This is a genomic window from Sphingomonas sp. NCPPB 2930, assembly GCF_042867205.1.
In the GTDB taxonomy this organism is placed as follows: domain Bacteria; phylum Pseudomonadota; class Alphaproteobacteria; order Sphingomonadales; family Sphingomonadaceae; genus Sphingomonas.
Window position 1 is genome coordinate 49,170 of the sequence record NZ_JBHZQU010000010.1, and the last position, 22,813, is coordinate 71,982.

Below are 22,813 nucleotides of genomic sequence, written 5' to 3' on the forward strand. Positions count from 1 at the left end.
CAAGGAGGAAAAAAGGGCGCACGCCGCGGCCTCCGCGTCTTGGCGCGCGGATGACGGTCGGCGTTGCGGGTGGAAAAGGGGGGGGTGGGGGAGGCGATCCGCCTCCCCCGGTCACGCAGCGATCAGGCGGCGCGTCCGAAATCGGCGTCCTCGCTGTCGGGACCGCCATTGGCCAGGTCGAGCGCGAAGCCGCGCACCCGCGCCTGCTGGTCGGCGATCGAGCCGGGTCGCGAGGCCGGGCTGGCCTTCTTGGCCGGCGCGGCGCGCTGGACGACCGGCTTGCGAACCGCCGAGCTGCGCACATGCTGGCCACCGGTCTTCTCGACGCGGAAATAGGCGATGCCTTCCTGAAGCTCCTCGGCCTGGCTGGCCAGTTCCTCCGAGGTGGACGAGATCTGCTCGGAGGCCGAGGCGTTCTGCTGGGTCACCTTGTCGAGCTGCTGGATCGCCTCGTTGATCTGGACCGCGCCGATATCCTGTTCGCGGCAGGCGGCACTGATCTCGGCGACCAGCTCGGCGGTGCGGCGGATGTCGGGGACCAGCCTGGTCAGCATCTCGCCCGCCTGGGTGGCGGCGGCGACGGTGTCCGAGGACATGCCGCTGATCTCGGCCGCCGCCGTCTGGCTGCGCTCGGCGAGCTTGCGGACCTCGGCGGCGACGACCGCGAAGCCACGACCATGTTCGCCCGCACGCGCCGCCTCGACGGCGGCGTTCAGCGCCAGCAGGTCGGTCTGGCGCGCGATCTCCTGCACGATGCCGATCTTCTCGGCGATGGTGCGCATCGCCACGACCGCCTTCTGCACCGCCGCACCGCTCTGTTCGGCGTCCTGCGACGACTGGCGTGCGATCTTCTCGGTCTGGGTCGCGTTATCGGCATTCTGTTTGATGTTGGCGGCCATCTGCTCCATCGAGGCCGAGGCTTCCTCAGCGGCGGCGGCCTGTTCGGTCGCGCCCTGGCTCACCTGCTCCGACGAGGAGGACAGCTGCTGCGAGCCCGCCGCGACATTCTGCGCCGCCTGGGTCGAGTCGCTCACCACGCCGCGCAGACGCTCGACCATCGAGACCAGCGCATGGCCCAGCACGTCCTTGTCCGACAGGGGCTGGTGGCTGATGGTCAGGTCGCCGCTGGCGATCGTATCGGCCAGCTGGGCGCTCTCGCGCAGATTGGCGGTCATGCGGTTGACGGTGTCGACCAGGTCCTTGATCTCGTCATTGGTCTTGACGGTCACATCCTGGCTGAGATCGCCGATGGCCACCGCGTCGAGCGCGACCGACACCTTGCTCAGCCCTTGCGACACCAGGCGCGCGATCCAGAAGGCCGCACCGATCGCGATCAGGATCGCCGCCACCGCCGTCGCCAGCAGGATGTTGCGCGCCTGCTCATATTGCGCATTGGTATCGGCATCGGCCTGCTTCATCGCGTCCTGCGCGATATTGACGATCTGGTCGATCTGGTCGGACATGGTGCCCGCGATCTCGCGCGACTTGGACACCGAAAGCTGTCCGGCCTCGGCATTCTTGTTGACCAGTGCCAGGCTGCGGATCTGGTCGTTGACCGGCACATATTGCTCGAAGAGCGACTGGACCTGCATCCAGCGCGGCTTGCCGTCGGCGCTGGCGATGTTCAGCCCCGTCGCGATCATGTTGCGCGTCTCGCTGCGCGCCTTCATGACCTGTTCGTCGAACTTGCGGGTCAGCGCATCGTCGTTGGTCAGCGCCATGTTCTTTTCGAAGCGCAGCGTCTTGTTCATCCGCTCATTGACCATGAGCGCGATCTCCAGCCGCTTGGCGGGGCCCGCGATGACCTCGGTGATCGCGGAGTTCAGTGCGTTCATCTTGGCGATGCCGACGCCGATGACGGCCAGCAAAAGCAATATCGTGACGGCAAAGCTGGCCGCCAGTTTCATTTTTATCGTTGCTCGCATGATTTTGTCCCCCCGCACAAATGGCTGATATGTCGTATGTTTTAGTGGATGCTTGCCGCCTCGGTCGCATGGGCGGTCAGACGCGAGAACAGGGCCGCCAGATCGGGCAGGACGACGACGTCGCCCTCGCGCCGGACCAGGCAGCGGACATGGTCGCGCGGCCAGCGCATGCCGATGACGGGCGCCTCCTCCGCATCGCCCGCATGCAGCACGGTCACCTCGTTCACCCGGTCGGCGGTCAGGCCGATCAGGATCGGATTGCCGTCCAGGTCGAGTTCGATGACGATGATCCGGCTGTCGGCGGTGGTGCTCAGCGCCTCCATCCCGAACGAACCGCGCAGATCGGCCAGCGGCACGATGCGCCCGCGAAAGTTGATGACCGCCGCGGCCAGCGGATCGGCGCCCGGCACCGCGGTGACCGGCATCATGTCCAATATCTCGCGGACGATGCCCGCCTCCAGTGCGAAGGTCTCTCCGCCCAGGCCGAAGGTCAGGACCTCCAGCCCCTGGTCGGGCGTCCAATGGGGTACTTTGTGATAGGGCATGGGCTTATCCAGCGGCCAGACGCCGCTCCTCCCTGGGCTGGCTCAGCGCGATCAGCTGGGCGATGTCGAGGATCAGGGCGACCGAACCGTCGCCCAATATGGTCGCGCCCGCAAAGGCCGCGACGTTGCGGTGAAGCGGCGACATCGCCTTGATCACCGTCTGGTGGTTGCCGATGATCTGGTCGACGACCAGGCCGACCCGCTCCTGGCCGGTGCCGACCACGACGATCTTCTGATAGGTGTCGGGCTTGGTCCCGGTGTCGAACAGGTCGCGCAGCCGCAGGAACGGCACCAGCCGCTCGCGCAGCGTGATGATGCTGCGCCCGCGCGAACGCAGATCCTCCTCCAGCGACAGCTCCAGGCATTCCTCGACCGCCGCGAGCGGGATGACATAGCGTCCCTCACCCACCCGGACGAGCAGCCCCTCGATGATCGCCAGCGTCAGCGGGATGCGCAGCGTGATGGTCGAACCCTGGCCGGGCACGCTCTTCACGTCGATCGAGCCGCGCAGGCTTTCGATCGTGCGCTTGACCACGTCCATGCCGACGCCGCGCCCGGACAGGTTGGTGACCTGCGCCGCCGTCGAGAAGCCGGGGTGGAAGATCAGGCCCAGCAACTCGTCCTCGCCGACCACCTGCCCCGGCTGGATCAGGCCATTGGCCTCCGCCTTGGCACGGACCCGCTCGACATCGATGCCGCGCCCGTCATCGGTGATGGTGATCAGCACCTCGCCGCCCGCCTGATGCGCGCTGAGGCGGATCAGGCCGCTGGCCGACTTGCCCGCCGCGATGCGGTCCTCGGCCCGTTCCAGGCCATGGTCGCAACTGTTGCGGATGATATGGACCAGCGGGTCGAACAGCCGCTCGATCACCGTCTTGTCGACCTCGGTCGTCTCGCCCTCGGTGACGAGTTCGATCGTCTTGCCGGTTTCGATCGCCAGATCGTGGATCAGGCGGCGGAAGCGGCCGAACAGCGTCGAGACCGGCACCATGCGCAGGATCATCATCGTGTCGCGCATCTCGCCCGCCAGCCGCTCGATCTCCTCGGAGACGGAGCGCAGGCTCAGGTCGTGGCCATGGCCCGCCAGCTGCGACAAGCGGCTCTGCGCGATGACGAGTTCGCCGACCCGGTCCATCAGTTCGTCGAGACGCTCGGCGGGGACGCGGACATGCTCGCCCTGCGACCGGTTGGCCGGGGTGCGGGCGGGCTGGTCGTTCGCCGCGACCGGGGCCGTGACGGCGGGTGCGGGGGCCGGAGCCGCGACGGGCGATGCCGCCGCCGGTTCGTCCGCCACCGCCGGTTCCTCGCTCGCCTCGACCGCCAGCGGGGCGATGGTGATCTCCATATCGTCCATGACGAACAGGAAGACGTCCTCGATCGCATCGCGCGAAATGTCGCCGATCAGCGTGCAGTCCCAGCCGACGACGCAGTGGCCGGGCTCGAAGGTGCCGAGCGCGGGAATGTCGTCGGTCCGCGCGACGATCGTCGCCTCGCCCAGCTCGCGCAGCTCGTCGAGCAGCGCCAGCGGATTGGTGCCGTTGGCCATCGCGTCGGGCGGCAGGCGGAAGGACAGCGTCCAGCCCGTCCTGACCGGCGCGGCGACGGGTGCGGGCGCTTCGCCGGCCCCGCCCGCCGCGGCGTCGACCGCCGCCGCCAGCCGGGTCAGGATCGCCTGCCCCTCGGCCTCGGGCGCATCGCCCTCGACCAGCGCGCGCATATGGTCGCCCGCCGACAGGATGACCGACACCAGGTCCGGCGTCGCGCGGACATCGCCCTTGCGGACGCGGTCGAACGCGGTTTCGCAGTGATGGGTGAAGGCCGCCAGCTTGTCGAAGCCGAACATCGCGCCCGAGCCCTTGAGCGTGTGAAGCCCCCGGAACACGGCATTGACCAGGCTCATGTCGTCCAGCCGGTGCCCCAGGTCGAGCAGCCCCTGTTCGACCTGCTCCAGAAGCTCGCCCGCCTCGATCCGGAAGGCGGCTGTCGGATCCTCGCCGCTCACCGTGCGAGGACCTTCTGCGCGACGCGGATCAGCTGTTCGGGCTGGAAGGGCTTGACCAGCCAGCCGGTCGCGCCCGCCGCCTTGGCCTGCGCCTTCATCGCGTCGTCCGATTCGGTGGTCAGGAAGATGATCGGCACACCCGCCTGGGCGGGTTGCTGGCGCAGCGCGCGGATCATTTCCAACCCGTCCATATTGGGCATGTTCAGGTCGGTGACGATCAGGTCGAACCGGGTCGCGGTCGCCTTGCTCAGCCCCTCGACGCCGTCCGCGGCTTCGGTCACCGCATAGCCCGCGCCGGTCAGCGCGATGCGGATCGCCATGCGCAGGGAGGCGCTGTCGTCAACGGTAAGGATCGAGGCGGTCATTGGTCCGTATCTCCGTGGAACCAGAATTGGCTGTGTTCGGGGTTGGGGTGGGGCAGGAAGGCCGCCCGGTTGAGAAGCGCGCGGAAGGACTCGCCCGCCGGGGCCGCCAGGGCGAAATCGCAATCGACCTCCGCCGCGCCGACCCGTGCCGCCTGGACGAGCTGGACGACGCTCAGATCGGGGGCGGCAACCTCGGAGAGATCCAGCCGGACCGTCGCGCCCGGCGTGATGACGGCCTGCAATTCCTCGGCAAGCGTGCCGATGTTCGGCAGGCACAGATTCTCGCTTGCCATCACTGTCGTGATCGACATGATTTTATCCTTCGCAGCAAAGATTCGACGGCGCAGGATCGCGCCTGCGTCGAGGATCACTTATCTATCGGGACGATCGTCAAGATTTCGGCGCCCGGTTCCGTATCCCAATCGGGAGTCACCCTTGTCACGCGGCTGCACCCGGCTTGCCTTGGCACGGGTGAAGGGGCGTCTTTAAGGGTCGACTCATTTGTAATTCCCCCGCATTCATTTGAGGGGATAGGGAACAAAGGTAAAATGCCCCTTAAATGGGCAAAATTTTCTGCCCAAAATGGCGAATTATTGGCCGTGCCTGTGCGATGTCCTGAAAAGCCGCCATTTCATCGGCATCAGATGGCGCGGCGCGCACGGGAAAACCGTCCGGGGAAGCATCCGCCGGACGGCATTTCGGTGAAGATCGATCGAGAACGACCGCGAATCGCACTGCCACCCGGCGACGGCGCGATTCGCGGACGGGGTTCGGGATTATTCGGCGAACAGGGTCGCGGTTTCGTCGGCGGTCAGGTCAATGCCGAACATCAGGCTCATCCGCATCCGATAGACGCGCGGATCGGTGATCGTCCCTTCCGTCACCTCCTGCCCAACGCAGCGGCGATAATGCCGGCCGGTCAGCGTCGCAAAGCCGCGCGGCAGGATGATGCTGACGATATTGGCCAGGCGGAACCGGCTCTCCTCATAGGTGGAGGTCCAGTGGTTGCCCATCGCCAGATCGGCATCCCAGACATGGTCGGTGGTGAAGCTGTATTGCGGCTCCCACCCCTCGCCCATCGAGCGGCCATCGGTGTTGCCCGGATGCCCGTCGCGCAGCAGCATCCAGCCATGCTGGACGTCGCGCACCAGCCGGAAGCGCGCGCCATCGGGGCCGTCCGCCTCCGCTCCGTCGACCAACGGCATCGGTGGCGAATAGCTGCCCCCGAAGCCTGCATCGGCGATCCAGTCCTGGCCGTCGATATGGACGAGGCTGAACGTATGGGTGGTCGGCGGCACGTCGGTCGCGCGCAGCCAGACCCGCGCCAGGAGCGGCCGCGCGGCAAAGCCATGCGCCGCCAGCACGTCGAGGAGCAGCCGGTTCTGCTCGAAACAATATCCGCCGCGCCGGGCCCCGACCAGCTTGGCGAAGACGCTGGCGCTGTCGATCGCGATCGGACGGCCGAGGCGGACATCGAGATTCTCGAACGGGATGGCCAGCCGGTGCGCGCGCTGCAACCGCGCCAGCCCTTCGGCATCGACGGTCACGCGCGAGGGAAGGGCGATGCGGGCGAGATAGGAATCGAGGTCGAACATGGCCCAGCAGATAGGATGCCCGACCGCGATTGTCGAAGGGGCGCGCGCATGGCCCTGCCCCGCCCCCTTATCGCGCACGTTCCGACAGGATATAGGCCGCGTCAGCCATGACCTTTCCCGATCACGACCCGACCCTGCCCTTCGGCCCTTCCGCGATCCGTGCCGCCGCCACGGTGATCGCGGCGGGCGGGATCGTCGCGGTGCCGACCGAGACGGTCTATGGCCTCGCCGCCGATGCGACCGACGCAGCGGCGGTGGCACGCATCTATGCGGCCAAGGGGCGGCCGTCCTTCAACCCGCTGATCGTCCATGTCGCCGATCTGGCGGCGGCGCAGGCGCTGGCCGACTTCGATGCCGAGGCGCTGGCGCTGGCCGAGGCCTTCTGGCCCGGCCCGCTGACGCTGGTGCGCCCGGTCCGGGCGGGGTCGGGCATCGCCTCGCTGGTGACGGCGGGGCTGGACACGGTAGCGATCCGGGTGCCGCGCCACCGCGCGATGCAGGCGCTGCTGGCGGAGAGCGGCCGTCCGCTCGCCGCCCCCTCCGCCAATGCCAGCGGCGGGATCAGCCCGACCCGCGCCGCCCATGTCCGCGCCAGCCTGGGGCCGGACGTGCCCATTCTGGACGACGGCGCGACCGAAGCGGGGCTGGAATCGACGATCGTCGCGGGCCGCACCATCCTGCGCCCCGGCCCGGTCACGGCGGCGATGCTGGCGGGCGTGCTGGGCACGGTCGAACAGGGGCCAGACGCCCCCGCGATCGTCACCGCGCCGGGGCAGCTCGCCAGCCATTATGCCCCGCGCAAGGCGCTGCGGCTGAACGCAACGGCAGCGGATGCGGACGAATGGCTGATCGGCTTCGGCGCGGTCGCGGGGCACGACACGCTGTCGGCGAGCGGCGATCCGGTAGAAGCCGCCGCACGGCTGTTCGACGCCCTTCACCGCGCCGATGCGAGCGACCACGCCCGCCTGGCGGTCGCCCCCATCCCGGCGGACGGGATCGGCGAGGCGATCAACGACCGGCTGCGGCGCGCGGCGACGCGCTAAGACGCCGGTTGAAGGGCACTGCCCAACCTCCGTTCAGCCTGAGCGTAGTCGAAGGCCACGCCCCGGACTTTCGCCAAAAATGCCTTTGTGGCGTCGGCCAATCCCTTGGCCTTCGACTACGCTCAGGCTGAACGGGGGTGAGGACTGGAGGCAGGAAGTGTCCCGCCCCCAGCCCCATACCTGCTTTACGCCGTCACCGCCTTCGACCGCGCGGCGAAGCTCTTGCGCAGCTTCTGGAGCTTGGGCGGGATCACCGCCATGCAATAGGGGTTGGAGCGTCCCGAGGTTTCCCAATAATCCTGGTGATAATCCTCCGCCGGATACCATTCGGCCATCGGCTCGATCGTGGTGACGATCGGCTTGTCGCTGCCGTCCTGCGCACGCGCCTTCGCCGCCACCATCGCGGTCTCCTGCGCCTCGTCGGCCGGGAACATCGCCGAGCGATATTGCGTGCCCACGTCATTGCCCTGGCGGTTCAGCTGCGTCGGATCATGCGTCGCGAAATAGATGTCGAGCAGATCGTCCAGCGCCAGCTGCTCGGGGTCGAAACCGATGCGGATCGCTTCGGCATGGCCGGTATCGCCGCCGCACACCTGCTTGTAGGTCGGGTTGGGCACGGTCCCGCCGATATAGCCGCTCTCGACCGACTCGACCCCGATCACGTCCTTGAACACCGCCTCGGTGCACCAGAAACATCCGCCGGCCAGCGTCACATATTCGGTCACTCGGAATCTCCTTGTCGTCTTGTGTGCCTAGATAGGAAGGCGCTAGGCGACGACAATCCAAGGCTTTGGGACAAAAGATGATGGCGACGATCGACGGCAAGGTGATGGTGACCGGCGGCGCCGGCTATATCGGCAGCCATGCCGTGCTGGCGCTGCTGGATGCGGGCTATGACGTCGTCGTGCTCGACAATCTCGTCACCGGCTTCGACTGGGCGGTCGATCCGCGTGCCTCGCTGGTCGTCGCCAATGTCGCCGACGACGAGGCGGTACGCGCCGCGATCCGCGAACATGGCGTGCGCGCGATCATGCACTTCGCCGGGGCGATCATCGTCCCCGAGTCGGTCACCGATCCGCTCAAATATTATCGCAACAACACCGCCGCCAGCCGTTCGCTGATGGAAAGCGCGGTGGCCGAGGGCGTGGCGCATTTCATCTTCTCCTCGACCGCCGCCACCTATGGCACGCCCGAACGCGTGCCGATCAAGGAGAGCGATCCCAAGGCGCCGATCAATCCCTATGGCATGTCCAAGCTGATGACCGAGATCATGCTGAAGGACGTCGCCGCCGCGCATCCGATCAACTATTGCGCGCTGCGCTATTTCAACGTCGCAGGCGCCGATCCGCAGGGCCGTTCGGGCCAGTCGACGGTCGGCGCGACCCATCTCATCAAGATCGCGGTCGAGGCGGCGATCGGCAAGCGTGAGGCGGTCGGCGTCTATGGCACCGACTTCGCGACCCGCGACGGCACCGGCGTGCGCGACTATATCCATGTCTCCGACCTCGCCGCCGCGCATGTCGCCGCGCTGGAACTGCTGGTCGCGCAGCCGGGCGAGAGCCACACGCTCAACTGCGGCTATGGTCGCGGCTTCTCGGTCCTCGAGGTGCTCGACGCGGTCGACCGGGTGACGAACCTGACCATCGAGCGCCGGATGGAGGGCCGCCGCGCGGGCGATCCTGCGGAACTGGTCGCTGACAATAGCGCGATCCTGGCGGCGCTGCCCTGGCGCCCGCAGCGCGACGACCTGGACGGCATCGTCCGCGACGCGCTGGCCTGGGAGCGCAAGCTGGCCGAAATGGGCCGCTGACGCCGATGCGGCTGCGTTCGCTCCTGTTCGTGCCGGGCGACCAGCCCAGCCTGATGGCCAAGGCGCTGCGGACGGAGGCGGACGCGCTGATCCTCGATCTAGAGGATTCGGTCGCGACCCAGGCCAAGCCGATGGCGCGCGAGGCGGTCGCCCGCTTCCTGTCCGCCCCGCGCGAGACGGACAAGGCCATCTTCGTTCGGATCAACCCGGTCGACGGACCGCTGGCCGCCGACGATCTCGGCGCCATCCTGCCCGCGCGTCCCGACGGCCTCGTCCTGCCCAAGGCGGAAGGGCTGGCCAGCCTGGACGCGCTGGCGGCGCTGGGAGTGGCGGACATCCCCGTCCTGCCCCCCATCCTGCCCATCGCCACCGAGACCCCGGCGGCGATCTTCCGGCTGGGCGACTATGCGGGCGCGCGTCTGCCGCTCGCCGGGTTGACCTGGGGCGCGGAGGATCTGCCCGCCGCGATCGGCGCCACGACCGCGCGCCAGGCCGATGGCGGCTATACCGCCCCCTATCAGCTGGCCCGTTCGCTGACCCTGTTCGGGGCGCATGCGGCGGGCGTCGCGGCGATCGAGACGGTCTATCCCGATTTCAGCGACGCGGACGGGCTGGCCGATTATGCCGCGCGCGGGCGGCGCGACGGTTTTACCGGCATGATGGCGATCCATCCCCGGCAGGTGCCGGTGATCAACGCCGCCTTCACCCCGACCCCCGAAGAGGTGATCCGGGCGCAGGCGATCGTCGACCTGTTCGCGGCGAACCCCGGCGCGGGGGTCCTCCAGCTGGGCGGCAAGATGCTCGATGCGCCGCACCTGAAGGCGGCGCAGCGGCTATTGGCGCGCGCCGCGCCATGACTCGCGGGCGGCAGCGGTCGCCCACCACCAGCCCAGCGCCCAGAGCGTTCCGAAACACCATCCGGCGGCGACGTCGGACGGCCAGTGCACGCCCAGATAGACGCGGCTGACCCCGATCATCCCGACCAGCAGCACCGCCAGGATCACGATCATGTGGCGCACCCGCCGCTCCTGCGTCACCTGCGTCGCGAGCGCGGCCAGCGTCAGATAGACCATCGCGCTGCCCGCCGCATGGCCGCTGGGAAAGCTGGCATTGGACACGTCGACCCAGTGCGGCACCAGATCGGGCCGCGCCCGCGCGACGATCGTCTTGACCAGGGTCACCGCCATGCCCCCGCTGATCCCCGCCGCCGCCGTGGCGATCGCGGTCAGCCACAGCCGACGCGCGGCCAGCAGCGATACGGCCCCCGCCATGATCAGGATCAGCACCGGCACGCTGCCCAGCGCGGTGACATCGACCGCCGCCCGCATCAGCGCGCGCGACTGGCCGTGCGCGCGCAGCCCGGTCAGAATCGCCCGGTCCCAGGCAAAGGGCCAGTGATCGATCAGCAGGCCCAGAATCAGCAGAAGCGCCAGCGCCATTGCGCCCGCGGCGGCGCCGCGCAACGCCAGCGGCATGGTCGAGGGTCGAACACCGGGTTCGCTCAACACGGACGCGGGGCGCATATCGGGGACGGGGTTCGGATCTGTCATAGGAGGGTGCTGATCGTGCCATCTCCCTGGCAAGGCAAGGGGAAATGCCCGATTTCCGGGCCTGGCGAGGCCAAGGCGGGCATTTTGCCCCTCCTCTTTTTCCTGAACGGAGAATTTATCAATCAGGCTGATTTGAAAAATGGGTTTGCTTCTCGGTGAATTTTGTCGCAGAAATGTCTCATACCGGCAGGCAGACCGGTCGGAGAGGACCGATGACCATGAACGATAACGCCATTTCGCCCGTTGACCGTTTGCTGATCCTGGCCTTCGGTGCGATGGCCAGCTGGGTCGCCGTTGGCGGCGTCGCGCTGGGCGCCTCGCGACTGGTTCATCATCTTTTCTGATTTTTCCGGGGCTTGCGGATCGACAAGCCCGGCTCCCAAGACGCACTGATTGCCATCCCCCGCGCAGCCCCCTCTGCGCGGGCTTTTGTTTGGGCCGTCCGCTAGCGGTCCGCCCCGATCCCGAAGCGCGACGTCGCCGCCGCGAATCACCCCTTGGGCGATTCGTTTTCGACGGTGGATGAGTCCGATTCCCGACGGATGCGACGCAGCTGTCGCACCGCGCCTATGGCACGCCAGCGCAGCAGATCGTCCAGCCCCGCATAGCCCAGCCCCAGATGCGGCGGCCGCGCGCTCAGCACATCGCCCAGCGTCACGCGGCCCGAGCGCAGCGCGGCGCGCGCCAGTTGCCGCCATCGCCGCGCGGTTTCCCAGCGGATCAGCGCGAGGGATTCGTCACGCGGCGCGACCTCGGCGATGAAGGCCGCCTGCAACCCGGCGATCACCCGTCCCAGCCGCCGGAACGTCACCCCGTCCGCGACCGGCAGGCCGCCCATATTGTGCCGGACCAGCAGCTGCGCGACCGCCTCGGCCTCCGCGCCCAGATGCGGCCGATGCGCCTCGGCCAGCACCCGCGTCGCGCTGTCCCGCATCGTGTCGGTGAAGCGCTTGGACACGCCCCCGGCATGCTGGCGATAGATCAGCAGCGGCTCGTCGAGCCGCGCGATCCGGCCGAATGGGCGGATGCGATGATACAGGTCGAAATCCTCGGCATAGAGGATGTCGGGCCGCGTGAACGGATCGAGCCGCCGCGCGACCTCGGCACGGACCATCACCGTCGACCAGACCAGCGGATTCTCGATCCAGCTCAGCCAGGCTATCAGATCGGGGGTGGTGTGCGGCGCATAGTTCATGGGCAGGATCCGCCCCTCGACCCATTGCTCCGCCTGCGCCCCCACCAGCGCGACATCGGGATTCGCCTCCAGATAGGCGACCTGCCGCGCCAGCCTTTCGGGACGGCAGAGATCGTCCTGGTCCAGCCCCGCCAGATAGCGTCCCCGCGCCTCGGCAAAGCCGCGATTGCGCGTCCGCACCGGGCCGCCATTCACCGCATTCTCGATCAGGCGGACACGCGGATCGCGCCAGTGGCGTACCAGCGCGCGGGTGTCGTCGGACGAACAATCGTCGACGACCAACGCCTCCCACTGGGTCAGCGTCTGGGTTTCCAGACTGGCCAGCGTCTCACCGATCAGCGCCGCGCCGTTATAAGCGGGAATGACGACGCTGACGATCGGATCGCTCATGCCGCCGCCGCACCCGATTGCGCATCGCCCTGCCCCAGCACCTGATCGACGATCATCCGGCCGACATCGTTCTGCCACAGCCACAGCCCGTTGGCCTGCCCCCGGAAGCTCTTCTCTCCCCCCAGCGGCCCCCAGGGCACGAAGCCGGCGGACAGGCCGATGCCATAGGCGCCCGGCACCGGCCGATCCTGCGCATCGAGGATATGACAATGGCGGTCGACCATCGGCCGCCCCTCCTCATGCGCCAATGCGATGGCCGCGCCGTCGGCGTCGAACAGCGGCAGCGCGCGCGGGCGATAGCCCAGCGCCCCGATCACCAGATCGGCCGCGCCGACGATGGCGCGCGCGTGCAGGTCCGCATCGCCCGCGATCCGGTGAAGCGCCAGCCGCGGATCGGGCGTGCGCCCGCCAAGCGCCAGCATCCGCAGCACCAGTTCGCGCGACTCCAGCCGCAACCCGGCGAGACGCAGCACGAAGCCGCTGACTGGGCAGATGTCGTCCGGGGTGAAATCGGTGAATCCCTCGGCATGGGCGGCCTCGACCGTCGGGAAGAAGGGCTTGGGCGGCGTCCGGACGAGCAGGGTGATCGCCTCCGCTCCGACGGGCAGATCATGGCATTTGAGCAGTTGCACGGCGCAGGCGATCGCGCTGGTCGATGCGCCGATGATCGCGACGCGCGGCGCGCGGACTCCCGCCAGCCGCTCCCGCACCCGATCGATCCCGCCATGCCGCAGCAGCGCGTCGGATCGCATCAGCCGCTCCCCCGCCATATCGCCCAGCCGCGCGCCCGCCACCATCGTGTCGGCGATCTGTTCGTCGGTCTGATATCCCCCAGTAGCTATGACGATATGCCGCGAGGTCAGGGTGCGGACGCCATCGGGACCGTTCAGGGTGGTGCGCCACCCGCCATCCGCCATGCGGTCCGCGCGCACCGCCTCGGTCGCGGTCAGGACCGCCCCGCCATGATCCGTCACGATCCCGCGCAGCCGCTGCGCCGTCGCCTCCAGCAGCGGCGCGGTATCGCGGAGCGGCGCGCCCAGCGCCCCGCAATAGCCCGCCATCACCTGCCCCGCCGGATGCGCCTCCAGCGCGGCCAGTTCGGGATGCGGATTGCCCTTCACCGCCGACAGGAAGGTTTCGGCGGTGGTGTCCGAGCGGATGGCATAGCCGCCCAGCTCGCCCGCGCCGATCCGGTCCGACCGTTCGACCAGGACCAGCCCCTGCCGGGCCAGCGGCACCAGCTGTCCCGTCTTGCTCGCCGCGATCAGGATCGCGGTTCCCGCCGGGCCTCCCCCTACCACCAGGCAACCACAGGGCCGGTCGCGGTCCGGCGCGGGCGCACCCTCGGCGGCGATGCGCGCGACCACCGCCTTCAGCCGCTCGGCGACGATCCCGGCATCGCCCGGCTTCATCCCGTCCGTGATCGGCAGGCTCAGCATCCGCGCCGACAGCGCATCCGCGACCGGGGTCGGCTGGATCAGCGCGGTGTCGCGGAACAGCGGCTGCTCGCCGAGATGCGGGCTGAAATAATGGCCCGCCCCGACGCCGTCCGCCGCCAGGGCGGCGATCACCGCATCGCGCCGCGCCGCAATGGCGGGCGGCAACAGCACCGGCATGAACTGCGTCGCCTGCCGCCGCCCCCGCTCCGCCTGAAAGCCATAGCCGGGCAGGCTGTCACGATACTCGCAGTCCAGATCCGCGCGCGCGGCGCAGACGGCGTCGATCTCCGCCAGTTTCGCGCGCGCCATCAGGGCCAGTATCTCGGGCATCTTGGCGTTGATGCCGGGCAGCGTCGCGACCCGCCCGCGCTCGAAACCGAAATTCACCATCGCGCGCAACTGGTCGATGCGCTCGCCATCGCCGCTATAGACCAGCCCGCCCTCCCCGACCGAAAAGGTCTTGGTCGCGTGCATCGAATAGACGAGCGTGAAGGGCGCCCCCGTGCCGAACCCCTGCCCCCGTTCGTCCAGCGTGCCCAGCGAGGCCGCCGCATCGACGACCACGCCCACGCCATGGCGTCTGGCCAGCCAGGCATAGCGATCCAGGTCGATGTCCGTGCCGAACGTGGCATAGGGCACGATCGCCCCGATCCGGTCGCCATGGCGCGCGAGCATCCGCTCCTCCTCGGCCGGGTCGGCCGTCCAGCTTTGCGGATCGACATCGACGATCAACGGCGTCAGCCCCGCCCAGATCGCCGCCTGCGCGGTCGCGGCAAAGGTCATGGCGGGCATCATCGCCAGCATGCCGGGCTTCGGCGTCATGCCCGCCGCCTGCCGGATGGCGATCATCAGCCCCAGCGTCGCATTGCCCACCGCCAGCGCCGCCCCCCGGCCGTCGAAGAGCCGGTCCACCATCTCCGCCTCGAGCGCGCGGACTTCGGGGCCGTTGTTGCTGAACTGCCCGGACGCCTCGATCCGCTTCAGCCCGTCCAGATGCTCGGACAGCCGGGGCGGTCGGGGGGCGATCAGCGGAAAATCCATGCGGCGCTCGTCCTGTTCGGCGCGCCAGCATCCTACGTCATTGGCGCCGCTACGGATTACCATGGGGCAGCCCCTGCCGCCATGACCCCATCGTGCCACGCGTATCAGGCGGGGACGCGGCGGGCCAGGATGCCGCCGCTAATCCGGAAAGGTCCGCAATGTCTTGAAACACCCCGTGGTGGGTCCGCCGGGACTCGAACCCGGGACCTCTCGATTAAAAGTCGCTTGCTCTACCAACTGAGCTACGGACCCTCCATCGGGGTGGAAGCGACCTAGGGGCGCGGACGCCTGCGGTCAACACCATGTCGCAAATGTCTCACCCGGCGGCCGTCGCGCGGATCGCGCCAGTCCGCGGCGATGGCGGCCAGCGGGTGCAGCACGAAGGCGCGCGCGGCATAGGCGATGTGCGGGACGACCAGCCCCGGCGACCGCCAGACCCCGCCCGACCACAGGATGATGTCGAGGTCGATCACCCGCGCGCCCCAGCGCTGCCCGCGCCGCCGCCCGAAGGCGCGTTCGATCGCCTTCAGCCGCGCCAGCATCGCGGGCGGATCGAGCGGGCTGTCGACCAGCGCGGCGGCATTGGCGAAGGCCCGGATCGACGGGCCGACCGGCGCGGTGACGATGATCGGCGACACCGCGCGGACATCGCCCAGCTCGGCCAGCGCCGCGCGGATCTCGGCGCGCGGGGAGCCATGGCGCCCCGGACGGTTGGAACCCAGCGCGATGGCATAGCTTGTCGTCGTCATGCCCGACGACTACCCGAGCGCGATGTCCGATGCATCCTTTCCCGCCATCCCCGCGCCGCTCGTGCCCGTCCAGCCGCCCCATGACTGCCCGCTATGCCCCCGCCTGGTCGAAGTCCGCCACGCGGTCGCCGCCGAATATCCCGGCTGGTGGAACGGCCCCGTGCCCCCCTTCGGCGATGCCGATCCCTGGCTGGCGATCGTCGGGCTGGCCCCCGGCAAGCATGGCGCGCACCGCACCGGCCGCCCCTTTACCGGCGATGGCGCCGGGCCGCTGCTCTATGGCACGCTCGCCCGGTTCGGGCTGGCCGAGGGGAATTTCGACGCGCGGGTCGATGACGGCGTGACGCTGAACGGCGCGGTGATCCTGAACGCGGTCAAGTGCCTGCCGCCCGAGAACAAGCCGACGCCCGACGAAATCCGCACCTGCCGCACCTTCCTGGAGCAGGAACTCGCCGCGCTGCCCCGGCTGTCGGTCGTCATCGCGCTGGGCGAGATCGCGCACCGATCGGTCATCAAGGCGCTGGGCGGACGCCTGCCCAAGGCGCGGTTCGCGCATCTGGCCGAGCACCGCCTGCCCGGCGGCGGGCCGGTGGTGCTCGATAGCTATCACTGCTCGCGCTACAACCAGAATACCGGGCGACTGACCCCCGCCATGTTCGAGGCGGTGTTCGAACGGGCGCTGGCCTTGCGGGGATGATCCCACTCCTCCCCAAGCGCGCCTGGGGAGGAACAAGACGTCAGATATCCTGGACCAGCCGCCCGTACAGCTCGGGACGGCGGTCGCGGAAGAAGCCGAACGCCGCGCGGTGGCGCTTCACCCGGTCGATGTCGAGCGTGGCAACGATCACGCCCTCTTCCTCGCGATCCAGCTCGGCCAGGATGTCGCCGCGCTCGTCGCAGATGAAGCTGGTGCCGTAGAAGGTCTGGCCATGCTCGCAGCCGACCCGGTTGGCCGCGACGATCGGCACGACGTTGGACACCGCATGGCCGACCATGGCGCGCCGCCACAGCCGGGCGGTGTCGAGGCTGTCGTCATGCGGCTCGCTGCCGATCGCGGTGGGATAGAACAGGAGTTCGGCGCCCATCAGCATCATCGCGCGCGCCGTCTCGGGATACCATTGGTCCCAGCAGATGCCGACGCCCAGCTTGGTCGCGGGGCCGTCCCACACCTTGAACCCGGTATTGCCCGGGCGGAAATAGAATTTCTCCTCATAGCCCGGACCGTCCGGGATATGGCTCTTGCGATAGACGCCCGCGACCTGCCCGTCGGGATTGATCATCGCCAGCGAGTTATAGTGATGCGGGCCGTCCGCCTCGAAGAAGCTGGTCGGGATATGGACCTTCAGCTCGGAGGCCAGCGCCTGCATCGCGCGCACCGCCTTGTGCTCGGCGGTCGGCTTGGCGTTGGCGAACAGCCCCTCGTCCTCGACACGGCAGAAATATTCGCCCTCGAACAATTCGGGCGGCAGGATCACCTGCGCGCCCTGGGCCGCCGCCTCGCGGACGAGGCGCGACACCTCGGCGATGTTGCGGTCGATATCGGCGGTGAAGGCCAGTTGCAGCGCGGCGACGGTGATCTGGGTCATGGCCACGCCCTTTAATGGCTCAGGACCGGCCCGTCACCCGCCGAGTGACCAGCCGGGCGCGCAATTCGTCGAGGAAGCGACCGGGCTCGTCGAGCCGCAAGGCGATCGCGTGGACCGGCGCGCCATGCCAGGGCGAACGGGGCGGCAGCGGCGTTTCGAGCCGGAGCATCAGGTTGGGCCAGGCGAGCAACGCCACGTCCCAGCTGCCCGGCGCCCGCACCGTCTCTCCATCGGGATTCGCCGTGACTTCGGCGATCGCTTCATAGGGGATTGTCCGGTCGATCAGAATCCCGGCGCGAATCCGTACCCCCGTCCGGGTCAGCAACATGGGTGCCAGCCGCAGCGACTTGATGAGGCCGACCAGATAGAGAAGCGACACGTCGCTGATCGCGAACAGGATCCACGCCAGCGTCCGGTTCCAATGCGCGATGAGCAGGTGCGTGACCCCGATCTCGATGCAGGATAGCAGCAGCAGCGCGATCATCATCGGCTGGAGATAGCGGTGATAGGCAAAGCCGATCGTCCCCGGCGGCACGTCTGGTGCGCCGTTCCAACGAAACAGGGCCAGATGCAGCAGCCTCGCCTCGGCCATGGCGAAGCGCGCAAGTGGCGGGGGTAGAATTTCGCCAAGCAATGCGCCCCAGCGATCGGGATCACGCGCACCCCAATGTCGCACCCGCTCCGCCACGCGCCACAGGCCCCAGCCGCCATGAAGGCCGATCGCGACCACCGGCACCGCCAGCGCCCAGGGCATGTCGACCAGGGCGGCGCGGATCGGCACCGGCGACAGGGAAAGGACCGCCGAACCCGCCATCGCCATGGCAGCAATGCCCGCGCGCCAGCCGGGACGGCGATGGCGGGCGATCAGGCCCAGCATCATCGCGTCGGAGGCGACCCACAGGAACAGCAATGCCGCCGCATAGGGATGGGCCAGTGCGATCGGCAGGCGGAGCAGGGCCGCCGCCGCCATGATAACGAGGGGAGGGACGATGGCCGACCAGACGGAACGATCGGGCGTGGCAGTCGAGCGGGCGATCATCATGGCGCATCCCCCTTCTATCATGAAAGGAGTAGCACCTTATGCGAGGGGCCGCATCCCCGATCCCCCTCCGCTGGAAGCGTTACACAGCAAAAAGGCCCGCGCTCCCCTCTGGAAGCGCGGGCCCTTTGCCGGCCGCGATTCGGATCAGCGCGCCGGGATCTGCTGCGAGATGCAGTGGAAGCTGCCGCCGCCGGTCAGGATCGCGTCGGCGCGCAGGCCGACGACCTGATGGTCGGGGAAGATCGCCTGGATCGCGGCGACGCCCGCATCGTCATTCTCGCTGCCATAGATCGGCACGACGACCGCCGCATTGCCGATATAGAAGTTCATGTAGCTCGCGGGCACCACCTCTTCGTCGCGCAGCACGCGGCCGGGCGACGGGATGGTCACGACCTCCAGCCCGGCCGCCTCGGCGGTGCGCCTGGCGGCGGCATAGACCTGCCAGTTGGGGTCGTTCTCGGCGGCCTCGGGCATGGCGACCCGGTTCGGGCCGACGAAGCGCGCCAGATTGTCGACATGGCCGTCGGTATGGTCGTTGAGCAGGCCATCGCCCAGCCAGACGATCCGCGTCAGCCCCAGGTCGCGCCCCAGCCGGTCGGCGATCGCTGCCTCGCTCAGCTCGGGGTTGCGATTGGGGTTGAGCAGGCACTGGCGCGTGGTGATGACCAGCCCGGTGCCGTCGCCATCGATCGCGCCGCCTTCCAGCACCCAGTCGCACGCCGTCGCCGCGATACCGCGATCCTCGGCCAGCCGCGCGCCGACCGTATCGTCGCCGGGCAGGTCGTATTTGCCGCCCCAGCCGTTGAACTGGAACAGCCGCGCCGATCCGTCGCCGGTGACGATCGGGCCGGTGTCGCGCAGCCAGATATCGCCGAAGGGCTGGACGATCACCTCCGCCGCGTCGCCCGCCATGGCCCGCGCGGCGTCGGCCGCCTCGCCATCGGCGGCGACCAGGATCACCCGCTCGCCCCGGCCGTCGGCATGGACGGCGCGGGCAAAGGCCAGCACCTCCTCGCGCGCAGGCTCCAGATCCTCCTGCCACAGCTCGGGATGGCTGGGAAAGCCGATCCACACGGCATCATGCGGGGCCCATTCGGGCGGCGGGGGCGTGGTCACGGTCTGCGTGGTCACTGGACGTTCTTCCTGCTTTGATCGCGAATGGCGCGAAATTCGGCGGTGGGATACCAATTGGGCCACAGGCCCGGCCGGTCGGCCAGCGTCCTGCCCAATTGATAATAGACCGTCAAATCCTCGACCGCGCCCGACCAATCCCAGCGGGGATCATATTCGTCGGCGGGCTTGTGATAGCGGTTGGCGACATAATCCTCGGTCGCCTTCTTGCCTGCGGCGATACCGCCCATCACCTTGTCCTGCCCCGACCCGCCGTCGAGCATCGGCACGCCCAGCTTGGCGAAGGAGAAATGGTCGGAACGGTAATAGCTGCCGCGCTCGGGATTGGCTTCCTCGCCGATATAGCGGCCCTGCCGGCCGACAAAGCCCTTGGCCAGATCCTCGATCTCGGACTTGCCCTTGCCGACCAGCACGAAGTCCTTCGAGCGGCCCGTCACGTTCAGCCCGTCCATGTTCACGCCCCCCACGGTCCGCGCCAGCGGGAACACCGGATGCTGCGCATAATAGCCCGAGCCGAGCAGCCCGCTTTCCTCCGCCGTCACCGCCAGGAACGCGATCGAACGCTTGGCAGGCCCCGCCTTTGCTTGCGCCTCGGCCAGCGCGACCAGCCCGGCGATGCCCGTGGCATTGTCGAGCGCGCCGTTGCAGATATCGTCGCCGTCCACGGCGTCGCAGCGGCCCAGATGGTCCCAATGCGCCGAATAGAGGACGTAATCGCCCGGCTCGGTGCTGCCGGGCAGGACGCCGATCACATTCTTGGATGCCTGGCGCCGGATCGTGTTGGTAAAGCCGCCCGACAGGGTCAGGCCCAGCGGCACCGCCTTGAACCCCTTTTGCTGCGCCGCCTTGGTCAGCGTGGCGAGGTCCTGGCCCGCCGCCTTCAGGATGCGCTCGGCCACGGGCTGCTGGATCCAGCCGATGACCTGGCTCTGGTCCATATGATCCCCCGCCTCGTCCAGCTCCAGCTGCGGCCCGGTCCAGGAGGACTGGACCACCGCCCAGGGGTAAGCGGCGGGTTCAGTCTGGTGCATGATCAGCGCGGCGGCGGCACCGTGCTTGGCGGCATTCTCGAACTTATAGGGCCAGCGACCATACCAGGTCATCGCACGGCCCTCGAACGGCCCTTCGCGCCCCATGGTCTGCCAGTCGGCGTCGTTGATCAGGATGACCACCGTCTTGCCGCGCACATCGACCCCGGCATAATCGTCCCAGCCCTTTTCGGGCGCGGTGATGCCATAGCCGACAAAGACCATCTCGCTGTCCTTCACGTCGATCCGGGGCGTGACGCGATAGGTCCCCGCCACCATGTCGGTGCGGTAGGCCAGCGAAATGGGCTGCCCCTTGCCCGCCACCGTGAAGGGCTGGACGTCGGTCGCGGTGATCTCGACCATCGGCACGTCCTGGGTCCAGCTGCCCTTGTTGCCGGGCTTCAGACCGGCCTTCTGGAAGCGGTCGATGATATAGGCGACCGTCTTGTCCTCGGCGGGCGTGGTCGGCGCGCGGCCTTCATATTCGTCGGAGGATAGGACCTGCGTCACGGTCTTGAGCGTGTCGACCGAAATGGCGGGCCGTTCCTGCGCGATGGCGGTGCCCGAGAGCAGGAGGGACAATAGGACCAGACGACGCATGATGTGCTTTCCCCTTGTGTTTGGGGAGGTTGTGCCGGGCGGCGTCGCCGAGGGCAAGCATGCCGAGCATCGGCCCTCAATCCAGCTTCAGTCCCAGAAACGCCGTTCCGGGCAAGGGATTATAGGATACCGCGTCGGCTGCAACGAAGCCGAACTCGGCATAGAGTTTTTGCGCCTGAGTAAATTCAGCCAGCACATCGAGACGGATTTCCGAATAGCCCGCGCCCCGCGCCTCTTCGATCAACCGCTCGACCAGCCTATGGCCCAGCCTCTCGCCACGTGCTCTGGGACGGACGTAAAGCCGCTTCATCTCGGCGATGGCGGGGGTCACGCGACGAAAGGCGATGCAACCATCAATCGCGCCGCCCCGCTCGGCGAGCAAGACGCATCCCGCCGGACGGGCATATTTGCCGGGCAGCAGGGCAAACTCGGCCTCATTGTTCTGATGGTCCAGACTGACGCTGGGGCTTGCGACGAACTCTCGCCAAATGTCCACAACGGCCATCATATCATCCGGAAAGCGGGCAGTCCGTATGATCGTCATGACGGATAATCTTCAGGGGAATCTTGGCACCACGACGACGAAAAGCGGGCAGATCATGACGGAATCGCAACGCCTCATAATCCCGTCCCTTCGAACGAGCGGAGCATGGAGACGCCCGGCATCCTCCGCCACGCGACGCCGAAACGAAAAAAGGCGGCCCCGAAGGACCGCCTCTTCGCATTCGGTAAGACCCGAAAACTTAGCGCGAATAGAATTCGACGACCAGGTTCGGCTCCATCTTCACCGGATAGGGCACTTCGTCCAGGGTCGGGATGCGGGTCAGCGCGACCTTGGTGTTGCCGTCGGCGGTGACGTAATCGGGCACTTCACGCTCGGCGAGCTGCTGTGCTTCCATGACCAGCGCCATTTCGGTCGCCTTCGAACCCAGCGAGATCTCGTCGCCGACGAAGCAGCGGCGCGACGCGACGTTGCACTTCACGCCGTTGACGCGGATGTGGCCGTGGCTGACCAGCTGGCGGGCGGCGAAGATCGTCGGCGCGAACTTGGCGCGGTACACGATCATGTCCAGGCGCTGCTCGAGCAGGCCGATCAGGTTCTGCGAGGTGTCGCCCTTCATGCGGGCGGCTTCCTGGTAGCAGGCCTTGAACTGCTTCTCGGTCACGTCGCCATAGTAGCCCTTCAGCTTCTGCTTGGCGCGCAGCTGCAGACCGAAGTCCGACATCTTGCCCTTGCGACGCTGACCGTGCTGGCCGGGGCCATATTCACGCTTGTTGACGGGGCTCTTGGGGCGGCCCCAGATGTTCTCGCCCATACGGCGATCGAGCTTGTACTTCGCGCTCTGACGCTTCGACATCTTAAATCCTTGGCAATTACGAACGACGTTGGTCCCGGTATCGCACCATGCAAGCCTTTATGGGGACAAGCGCAGGCCCACCGCTTCACCGGGATGCGGGGGCAATTGCGAAGGGGCGCGCCTAACCGAGACGCACCCCGGAGTCAAGCGAAGCGGCGGATCAGCGGCCGTTGGCGGTGCTCAGCCGTCCGGCCGTGCTTTCCACATCGTTGCGGGCATTGGCGGCGATCTCGTCCCATTCCGCCTGGGTCTTGCAAATCCGCTTGCTGGCGAGGCGCGAGCCGGTGGTTTCCTGCGTGCGGCAGATCTTCTTTTCCTTCACCGGCGCGGGGGTGGGTTCGGCCTGTTGGCCGGAAAGCGCGAGCAGCAGCAAGGTGGTCAGCATCGTCCTATCTCCCAATTGGAACGAAGCCGCAGCC

The 22,813-nt window shown here is 68.1% G+C and carries 24 protein-coding genes and 1 tRNA gene; 6 read left to right on the plus strand and 19 right to left on the minus strand.

Annotated features, from left to right (window positions below; all coding sequences use genetic code 11):
- Positions 1–122: 122 nt before the first annotated feature.
- From ACFX59_RS12475 to ACFX59_RS12500, 6 genes are all read right to left on the minus strand, one after another.
- A complete protein-coding gene (locus tag ACFX59_RS12475) occupies positions 123–1,907 on the minus strand; it encodes a methyl-accepting chemotaxis protein (RefSeq protein WP_387432601.1) in 1,785 nt (594 codons plus the stop codon).
- 59 nt (positions 1,908–1,966) lie between these two features.
- Entirely contained in the window at positions 1,967–2,470 is a 504-nt protein-coding gene (locus tag ACFX59_RS12480) for a chemotaxis protein CheW (RefSeq protein WP_309691920.1), read from the minus strand.
- A 4-nt stretch (positions 2,471–2,474) separates the two neighbouring features.
- Complete coding sequence (locus ACFX59_RS12485; RefSeq protein ID WP_387432602.1) at positions 2,475–4,472, minus strand: chemotaxis protein CheA; 1,998 nt, start codon at positions 4,470–4,472, stop codon at positions 2,475–2,477.
- Positions 4,469–4,837, minus strand: coding sequence for a response regulator (locus tag ACFX59_RS12490; protein ID WP_307102379.1), 369 nt, complete (start codon positions 4,835–4,837; stop codon positions 4,469–4,471). The genes ACFX59_RS12485 and ACFX59_RS12490 overlap by 4 nt, the downstream gene beginning before the upstream one ends.
- Positions 4,834–5,148, minus strand: a complete 315-nt coding sequence (locus ACFX59_RS12495) for an STAS domain-containing protein (RefSeq protein ID WP_309691914.1) — start codon at positions 5,146–5,148, stop codon at positions 4,834–4,836. The genes ACFX59_RS12490 and ACFX59_RS12495 overlap by 4 nt, the downstream gene beginning before the upstream one ends.
- 465 nt (positions 5,149–5,613) lie before the next feature.
- Complete coding sequence (locus ACFX59_RS12500) at positions 5,614–6,432, minus strand: arylamine N-acetyltransferase (protein WP_387432604.1); 819 nt, start codon at positions 6,430–6,432, stop codon at positions 5,614–5,616.
- 107 nt (positions 6,433–6,539) lie between these two features.
- Here ACFX59_RS12500 and ACFX59_RS12505 point away from each other — a divergent pair, with 107 nt between their 5' ends.
- Entirely contained in the window at positions 6,540–7,475 is a 936-nt protein-coding gene (locus tag ACFX59_RS12505) for an L-threonylcarbamoyladenylate synthase (protein WP_387432605.1), read from the plus strand.
- Between the two features lie 185 nt (positions 7,476–7,660).
- On the opposite strand, the gene msrA is transcribed toward ACFX59_RS12505, so the two are convergent.
- On the minus strand, positions 7,661–8,200 hold the full coding sequence (gene msrA / locus ACFX59_RS12510) for a peptide-methionine (S)-S-oxide reductase MsrA (RefSeq protein ID WP_307102371.1): 540 nt from the start codon (positions 8,198–8,200) through the stop codon (positions 7,661–7,663).
- A 77-nt stretch (positions 8,201–8,277) separates the two neighbouring features.
- Here msrA and galE point away from each other — a divergent pair, with 77 nt between their 5' ends.
- Together galE and ACFX59_RS12520 are read left to right on the plus strand one after the other, a co-directional pair.
- The gene (galE, locus tag ACFX59_RS12515) at positions 8,278–9,285 is read left to right on the plus strand and encodes a UDP-glucose 4-epimerase GalE (protein WP_387432606.1); all 1,008 of its coding nucleotides are present in this window, start codon (positions 8,278–8,280) and stop codon (positions 9,283–9,285) included.
- 5 nt (positions 9,286–9,290) lie between these two features.
- Positions 9,291–10,142, plus strand: coding sequence for an HpcH/HpaI aldolase/citrate lyase family protein (locus ACFX59_RS12520; protein ID WP_387432607.1), 852 nt, complete (start codon positions 9,291–9,293; stop codon positions 10,140–10,142).
- On the opposite strand, the gene ACFX59_RS12525 is transcribed toward ACFX59_RS12520, so the two are convergent.
- The gene (locus tag ACFX59_RS12525; protein ID WP_387432608.1) at positions 10,119–10,793 is read right to left on the minus strand and encodes a phosphatase PAP2 family protein; all 675 of its coding nucleotides are present in this window, start codon (positions 10,791–10,793) and stop codon (positions 10,119–10,121) included. The genes ACFX59_RS12520 and ACFX59_RS12525 overlap by 24 nt on opposite strands.
- A 48-nt stretch (positions 10,794–10,841) precedes the next feature.
- Between ACFX59_RS12525 and ACFX59_RS12530 the strand changes: the two genes are divergently transcribed.
- Both ACFX59_RS12530 and ACFX59_RS12535 read left to right on the plus strand, forming a co-directional pair.
- Positions 10,842–10,994 carry a hypothetical protein gene (locus ACFX59_RS12530; protein ID WP_387432610.1) on the plus strand — a complete coding sequence of 51 codons (153 nt, stop codon included), beginning with the start codon at positions 10,842–10,844 and terminating at the stop codon, positions 10,992–10,994.
- A gap of 53 nt (positions 10,995–11,047) precedes the next feature.
- A complete protein-coding gene (locus tag ACFX59_RS12535; RefSeq protein ID WP_309691896.1) occupies positions 11,048–11,179 on the plus strand; it encodes a hypothetical protein in 132 nt (43 codons plus the stop codon).
- A 146-nt stretch (positions 11,180–11,325) separates the two neighbouring features.
- Here the strand turns inward: ACFX59_RS12535 and ACFX59_RS12540 are convergent, their stop codons facing one another.
- From ACFX59_RS12540 to folK, 4 genes are all read right to left on the minus strand, one after another.
- Positions 11,326–12,420, minus strand: coding sequence for a glycosyltransferase family 2 protein (locus ACFX59_RS12540; RefSeq protein ID WP_387432612.1), 1,095 nt, complete (start codon positions 12,418–12,420; stop codon positions 11,326–11,328).
- Positions 12,417–14,963, minus strand: a complete 2,547-nt coding sequence (locus tag ACFX59_RS12545; RefSeq protein WP_387432613.1) for a DegT/DnrJ/EryC1/StrS family aminotransferase — start codon at positions 14,961–14,963, stop codon at positions 12,417–12,419. The genes ACFX59_RS12540 and ACFX59_RS12545 overlap by 4 nt, the downstream gene beginning before the upstream one ends.
- Before the next feature lie 113 nt (positions 14,964–15,076).
- Positions 15,077–15,152 (minus strand) — tRNA-Lys (locus ACFX59_RS12550).
- 20 nt (positions 15,153–15,172) lie between these two features.
- Positions 15,173–15,649, minus strand: a complete 477-nt coding sequence (gene folK, locus ACFX59_RS12555; protein ID WP_387432614.1) for a 2-amino-4-hydroxy-6-hydroxymethyldihydropteridine diphosphokinase — start codon at positions 15,647–15,649, stop codon at positions 15,173–15,175.
- 22 nt (positions 15,650–15,671) lie between these two features.
- On the opposite strand from folK, the gene ACFX59_RS12560 reads away from it, so the two are divergent.
- Positions 15,672–16,346 (plus strand): uracil-DNA glycosylase, encoded by a 675-nt coding sequence (locus tag ACFX59_RS12560; RefSeq protein ID WP_387432687.1) that lies wholly within the window; start codon positions 15,672–15,674, stop codon positions 16,344–16,346.
- A 40-nt stretch (positions 16,347–16,386) separates the two neighbouring features.
- Here the strand turns inward: ACFX59_RS12560 and aguB are convergent, their stop codons facing one another.
- From aguB to ACFX59_RS12595, 7 genes are all read right to left on the minus strand, one after another.
- Entirely contained in the window at positions 16,387–17,235 is an 849-nt protein-coding gene (aguB, locus tag ACFX59_RS12565) for an N-carbamoylputrescine amidase (RefSeq protein WP_387432616.1), read from the minus strand.
- 19 nt (positions 17,236–17,254) lie between these two features.
- Complete coding sequence (locus ACFX59_RS12570) at positions 17,255–18,277, minus strand: hypothetical protein (protein ID WP_387432618.1); 1,023 nt, start codon at positions 18,275–18,277, stop codon at positions 17,255–17,257.
- A gap of 144 nt (positions 18,278–18,421) precedes the next feature.
- Complete coding sequence (locus ACFX59_RS12575; RefSeq protein ID WP_387432688.1) at positions 18,422–19,393, minus strand: agmatine deiminase family protein; 972 nt, start codon at positions 19,391–19,393, stop codon at positions 18,422–18,424.
- 11 nt (positions 19,394–19,404) lie between these two features.
- Complete coding sequence (locus ACFX59_RS12580; protein ID WP_387432619.1) at positions 19,405–21,036, minus strand: M28 family metallopeptidase; 1,632 nt, start codon at positions 21,034–21,036, stop codon at positions 19,405–19,407.
- 76 nt (positions 21,037–21,112) lie between these two features.
- The gene (locus tag ACFX59_RS12585; RefSeq protein ID WP_387432620.1) at positions 21,113–21,580 is read right to left on the minus strand and encodes a GNAT family N-acetyltransferase; all 468 of its coding nucleotides are present in this window, start codon (positions 21,578–21,580) and stop codon (positions 21,113–21,115) included.
- A 199-nt stretch (positions 21,581–21,779) separates the two neighbouring features.
- Positions 21,780–22,394, minus strand: coding sequence for a 30S ribosomal protein S4 (rpsD, locus tag ACFX59_RS12590; protein ID WP_183950038.1), 615 nt, complete (start codon positions 22,392–22,394; stop codon positions 21,780–21,782).
- A gap of 160 nt (positions 22,395–22,554) precedes the next feature.
- Complete coding sequence (locus tag ACFX59_RS12595; RefSeq protein WP_387432621.1) at positions 22,555–22,779, minus strand: hypothetical protein; 225 nt, start codon at positions 22,777–22,779, stop codon at positions 22,555–22,557.
- Positions 22,780–22,813: the final 34 nt, after the last annotated feature.

What these genes read in the sequence shown, in the direction of transcription:
- ACFX59_RS12475 (WP_387432601.1), bottom strand. Translation starts at nt 1,907, where the DNA reads ATGAAACTGGCGGCCAGCTTTGCCGTCACGATATTGCTTTTGCTGGCC.
- ACFX59_RS12480 (WP_309691920.1), bottom strand. Translation starts at nt 2,470, where the DNA reads ATGCCCTATCACAAAGTACCCCATTGGACGCCCGACCAGGGGCTGGAG.
- ACFX59_RS12490 (WP_307102379.1), bottom strand. Translation starts at nt 4,837, where the DNA reads ATGACCGCCTCGATCCTTACCGTTGACGACAGCGCCTCCCTGCGCATG.
- ACFX59_RS12495 (WP_309691914.1), bottom strand. Translation starts at nt 5,148, where the DNA reads ATGTCGATCACGACAGTGATGGCAAGCGAGAATCTGTGCCTGCCGAAC.
- ACFX59_RS12500 (WP_387432604.1), bottom strand. Translation starts at nt 6,432, where the DNA reads ATGTTCGACCTCGATTCCTATCTCGCCCGCATCGCCCTTCCCTCGCGC.
- ACFX59_RS12505 (WP_387432605.1), top strand. Translation starts at nt 6,540, where the DNA reads ATGACCTTTCCCGATCACGACCCGACCCTGCCCTTCGGCCCTTCCGCG.
- galE (WP_387432606.1), top strand. Translation starts at nt 8,278, where the DNA reads ATGATGGCGACGATCGACGGCAAGGTGATGGTGACCGGCGGCGCCGGC.
- ACFX59_RS12520 (WP_387432607.1), top strand. Translation starts at nt 9,291, where the DNA reads ATGCGGCTGCGTTCGCTCCTGTTCGTGCCGGGCGACCAGCCCAGCCTG.
- ACFX59_RS12535 (WP_309691896.1), top strand. Translation starts at nt 11,048, where the DNA reads ATGACCATGAACGATAACGCCATTTCGCCCGTTGACCGTTTGCTGATC.
- ACFX59_RS12540 (WP_387432612.1), bottom strand. Translation starts at nt 12,420, where the DNA reads ATGAGCGATCCGATCGTCAGCGTCGTCATTCCCGCTTATAACGGCGCG.
- ACFX59_RS12545 (WP_387432613.1), bottom strand. Translation starts at nt 14,963, where the DNA reads ATGGTAATCCGTAGCGGCGCCAATGACGTAGGATGCTGGCGCGCCGAA.
- folK (WP_387432614.1), bottom strand. Translation starts at nt 15,649, where the DNA reads ATGACGACGACAAGCTATGCCATCGCGCTGGGTTCCAACCGTCCGGGG.
- ACFX59_RS12560 (WP_387432687.1), top strand. Translation starts at nt 15,672, where the DNA reads ATGTCCGATGCATCCTTTCCCGCCATCCCCGCGCCGCTCGTGCCCGTC.
- aguB (WP_387432616.1), bottom strand. Translation starts at nt 17,235, where the DNA reads ATGACCCAGATCACCGTCGCCGCGCTGCAACTGGCCTTCACCGCCGAT.
- ACFX59_RS12570 (WP_387432618.1), bottom strand. Translation starts at nt 18,277, where the DNA reads ATGATGATCGCCCGCTCGACTGCCACGCCCGATCGTTCCGTCTGGTCG.
- ACFX59_RS12580 (WP_387432619.1), bottom strand. Translation starts at nt 21,036, where the DNA reads ATGCGTCGTCTGGTCCTATTGTCCCTCCTGCTCTCGGGCACCGCCATC.
- ACFX59_RS12585 (WP_387432620.1), bottom strand. Translation starts at nt 21,580, where the DNA reads ATGACGATCATACGGACTGCCCGCTTTCCGGATGATATGATGGCCGTT.
- rpsD (WP_183950038.1), bottom strand. Translation starts at nt 22,394, where the DNA reads ATGTCGAAGCGTCAGAGCGCGAAGTACAAGCTCGATCGCCGTATGGGC.
- ACFX59_RS12595 (WP_387432621.1), bottom strand. Translation starts at nt 22,779, where the DNA reads ATGCTGACCACCTTGCTGCTGCTCGCGCTTTCCGGCCAACAGGCCGAA.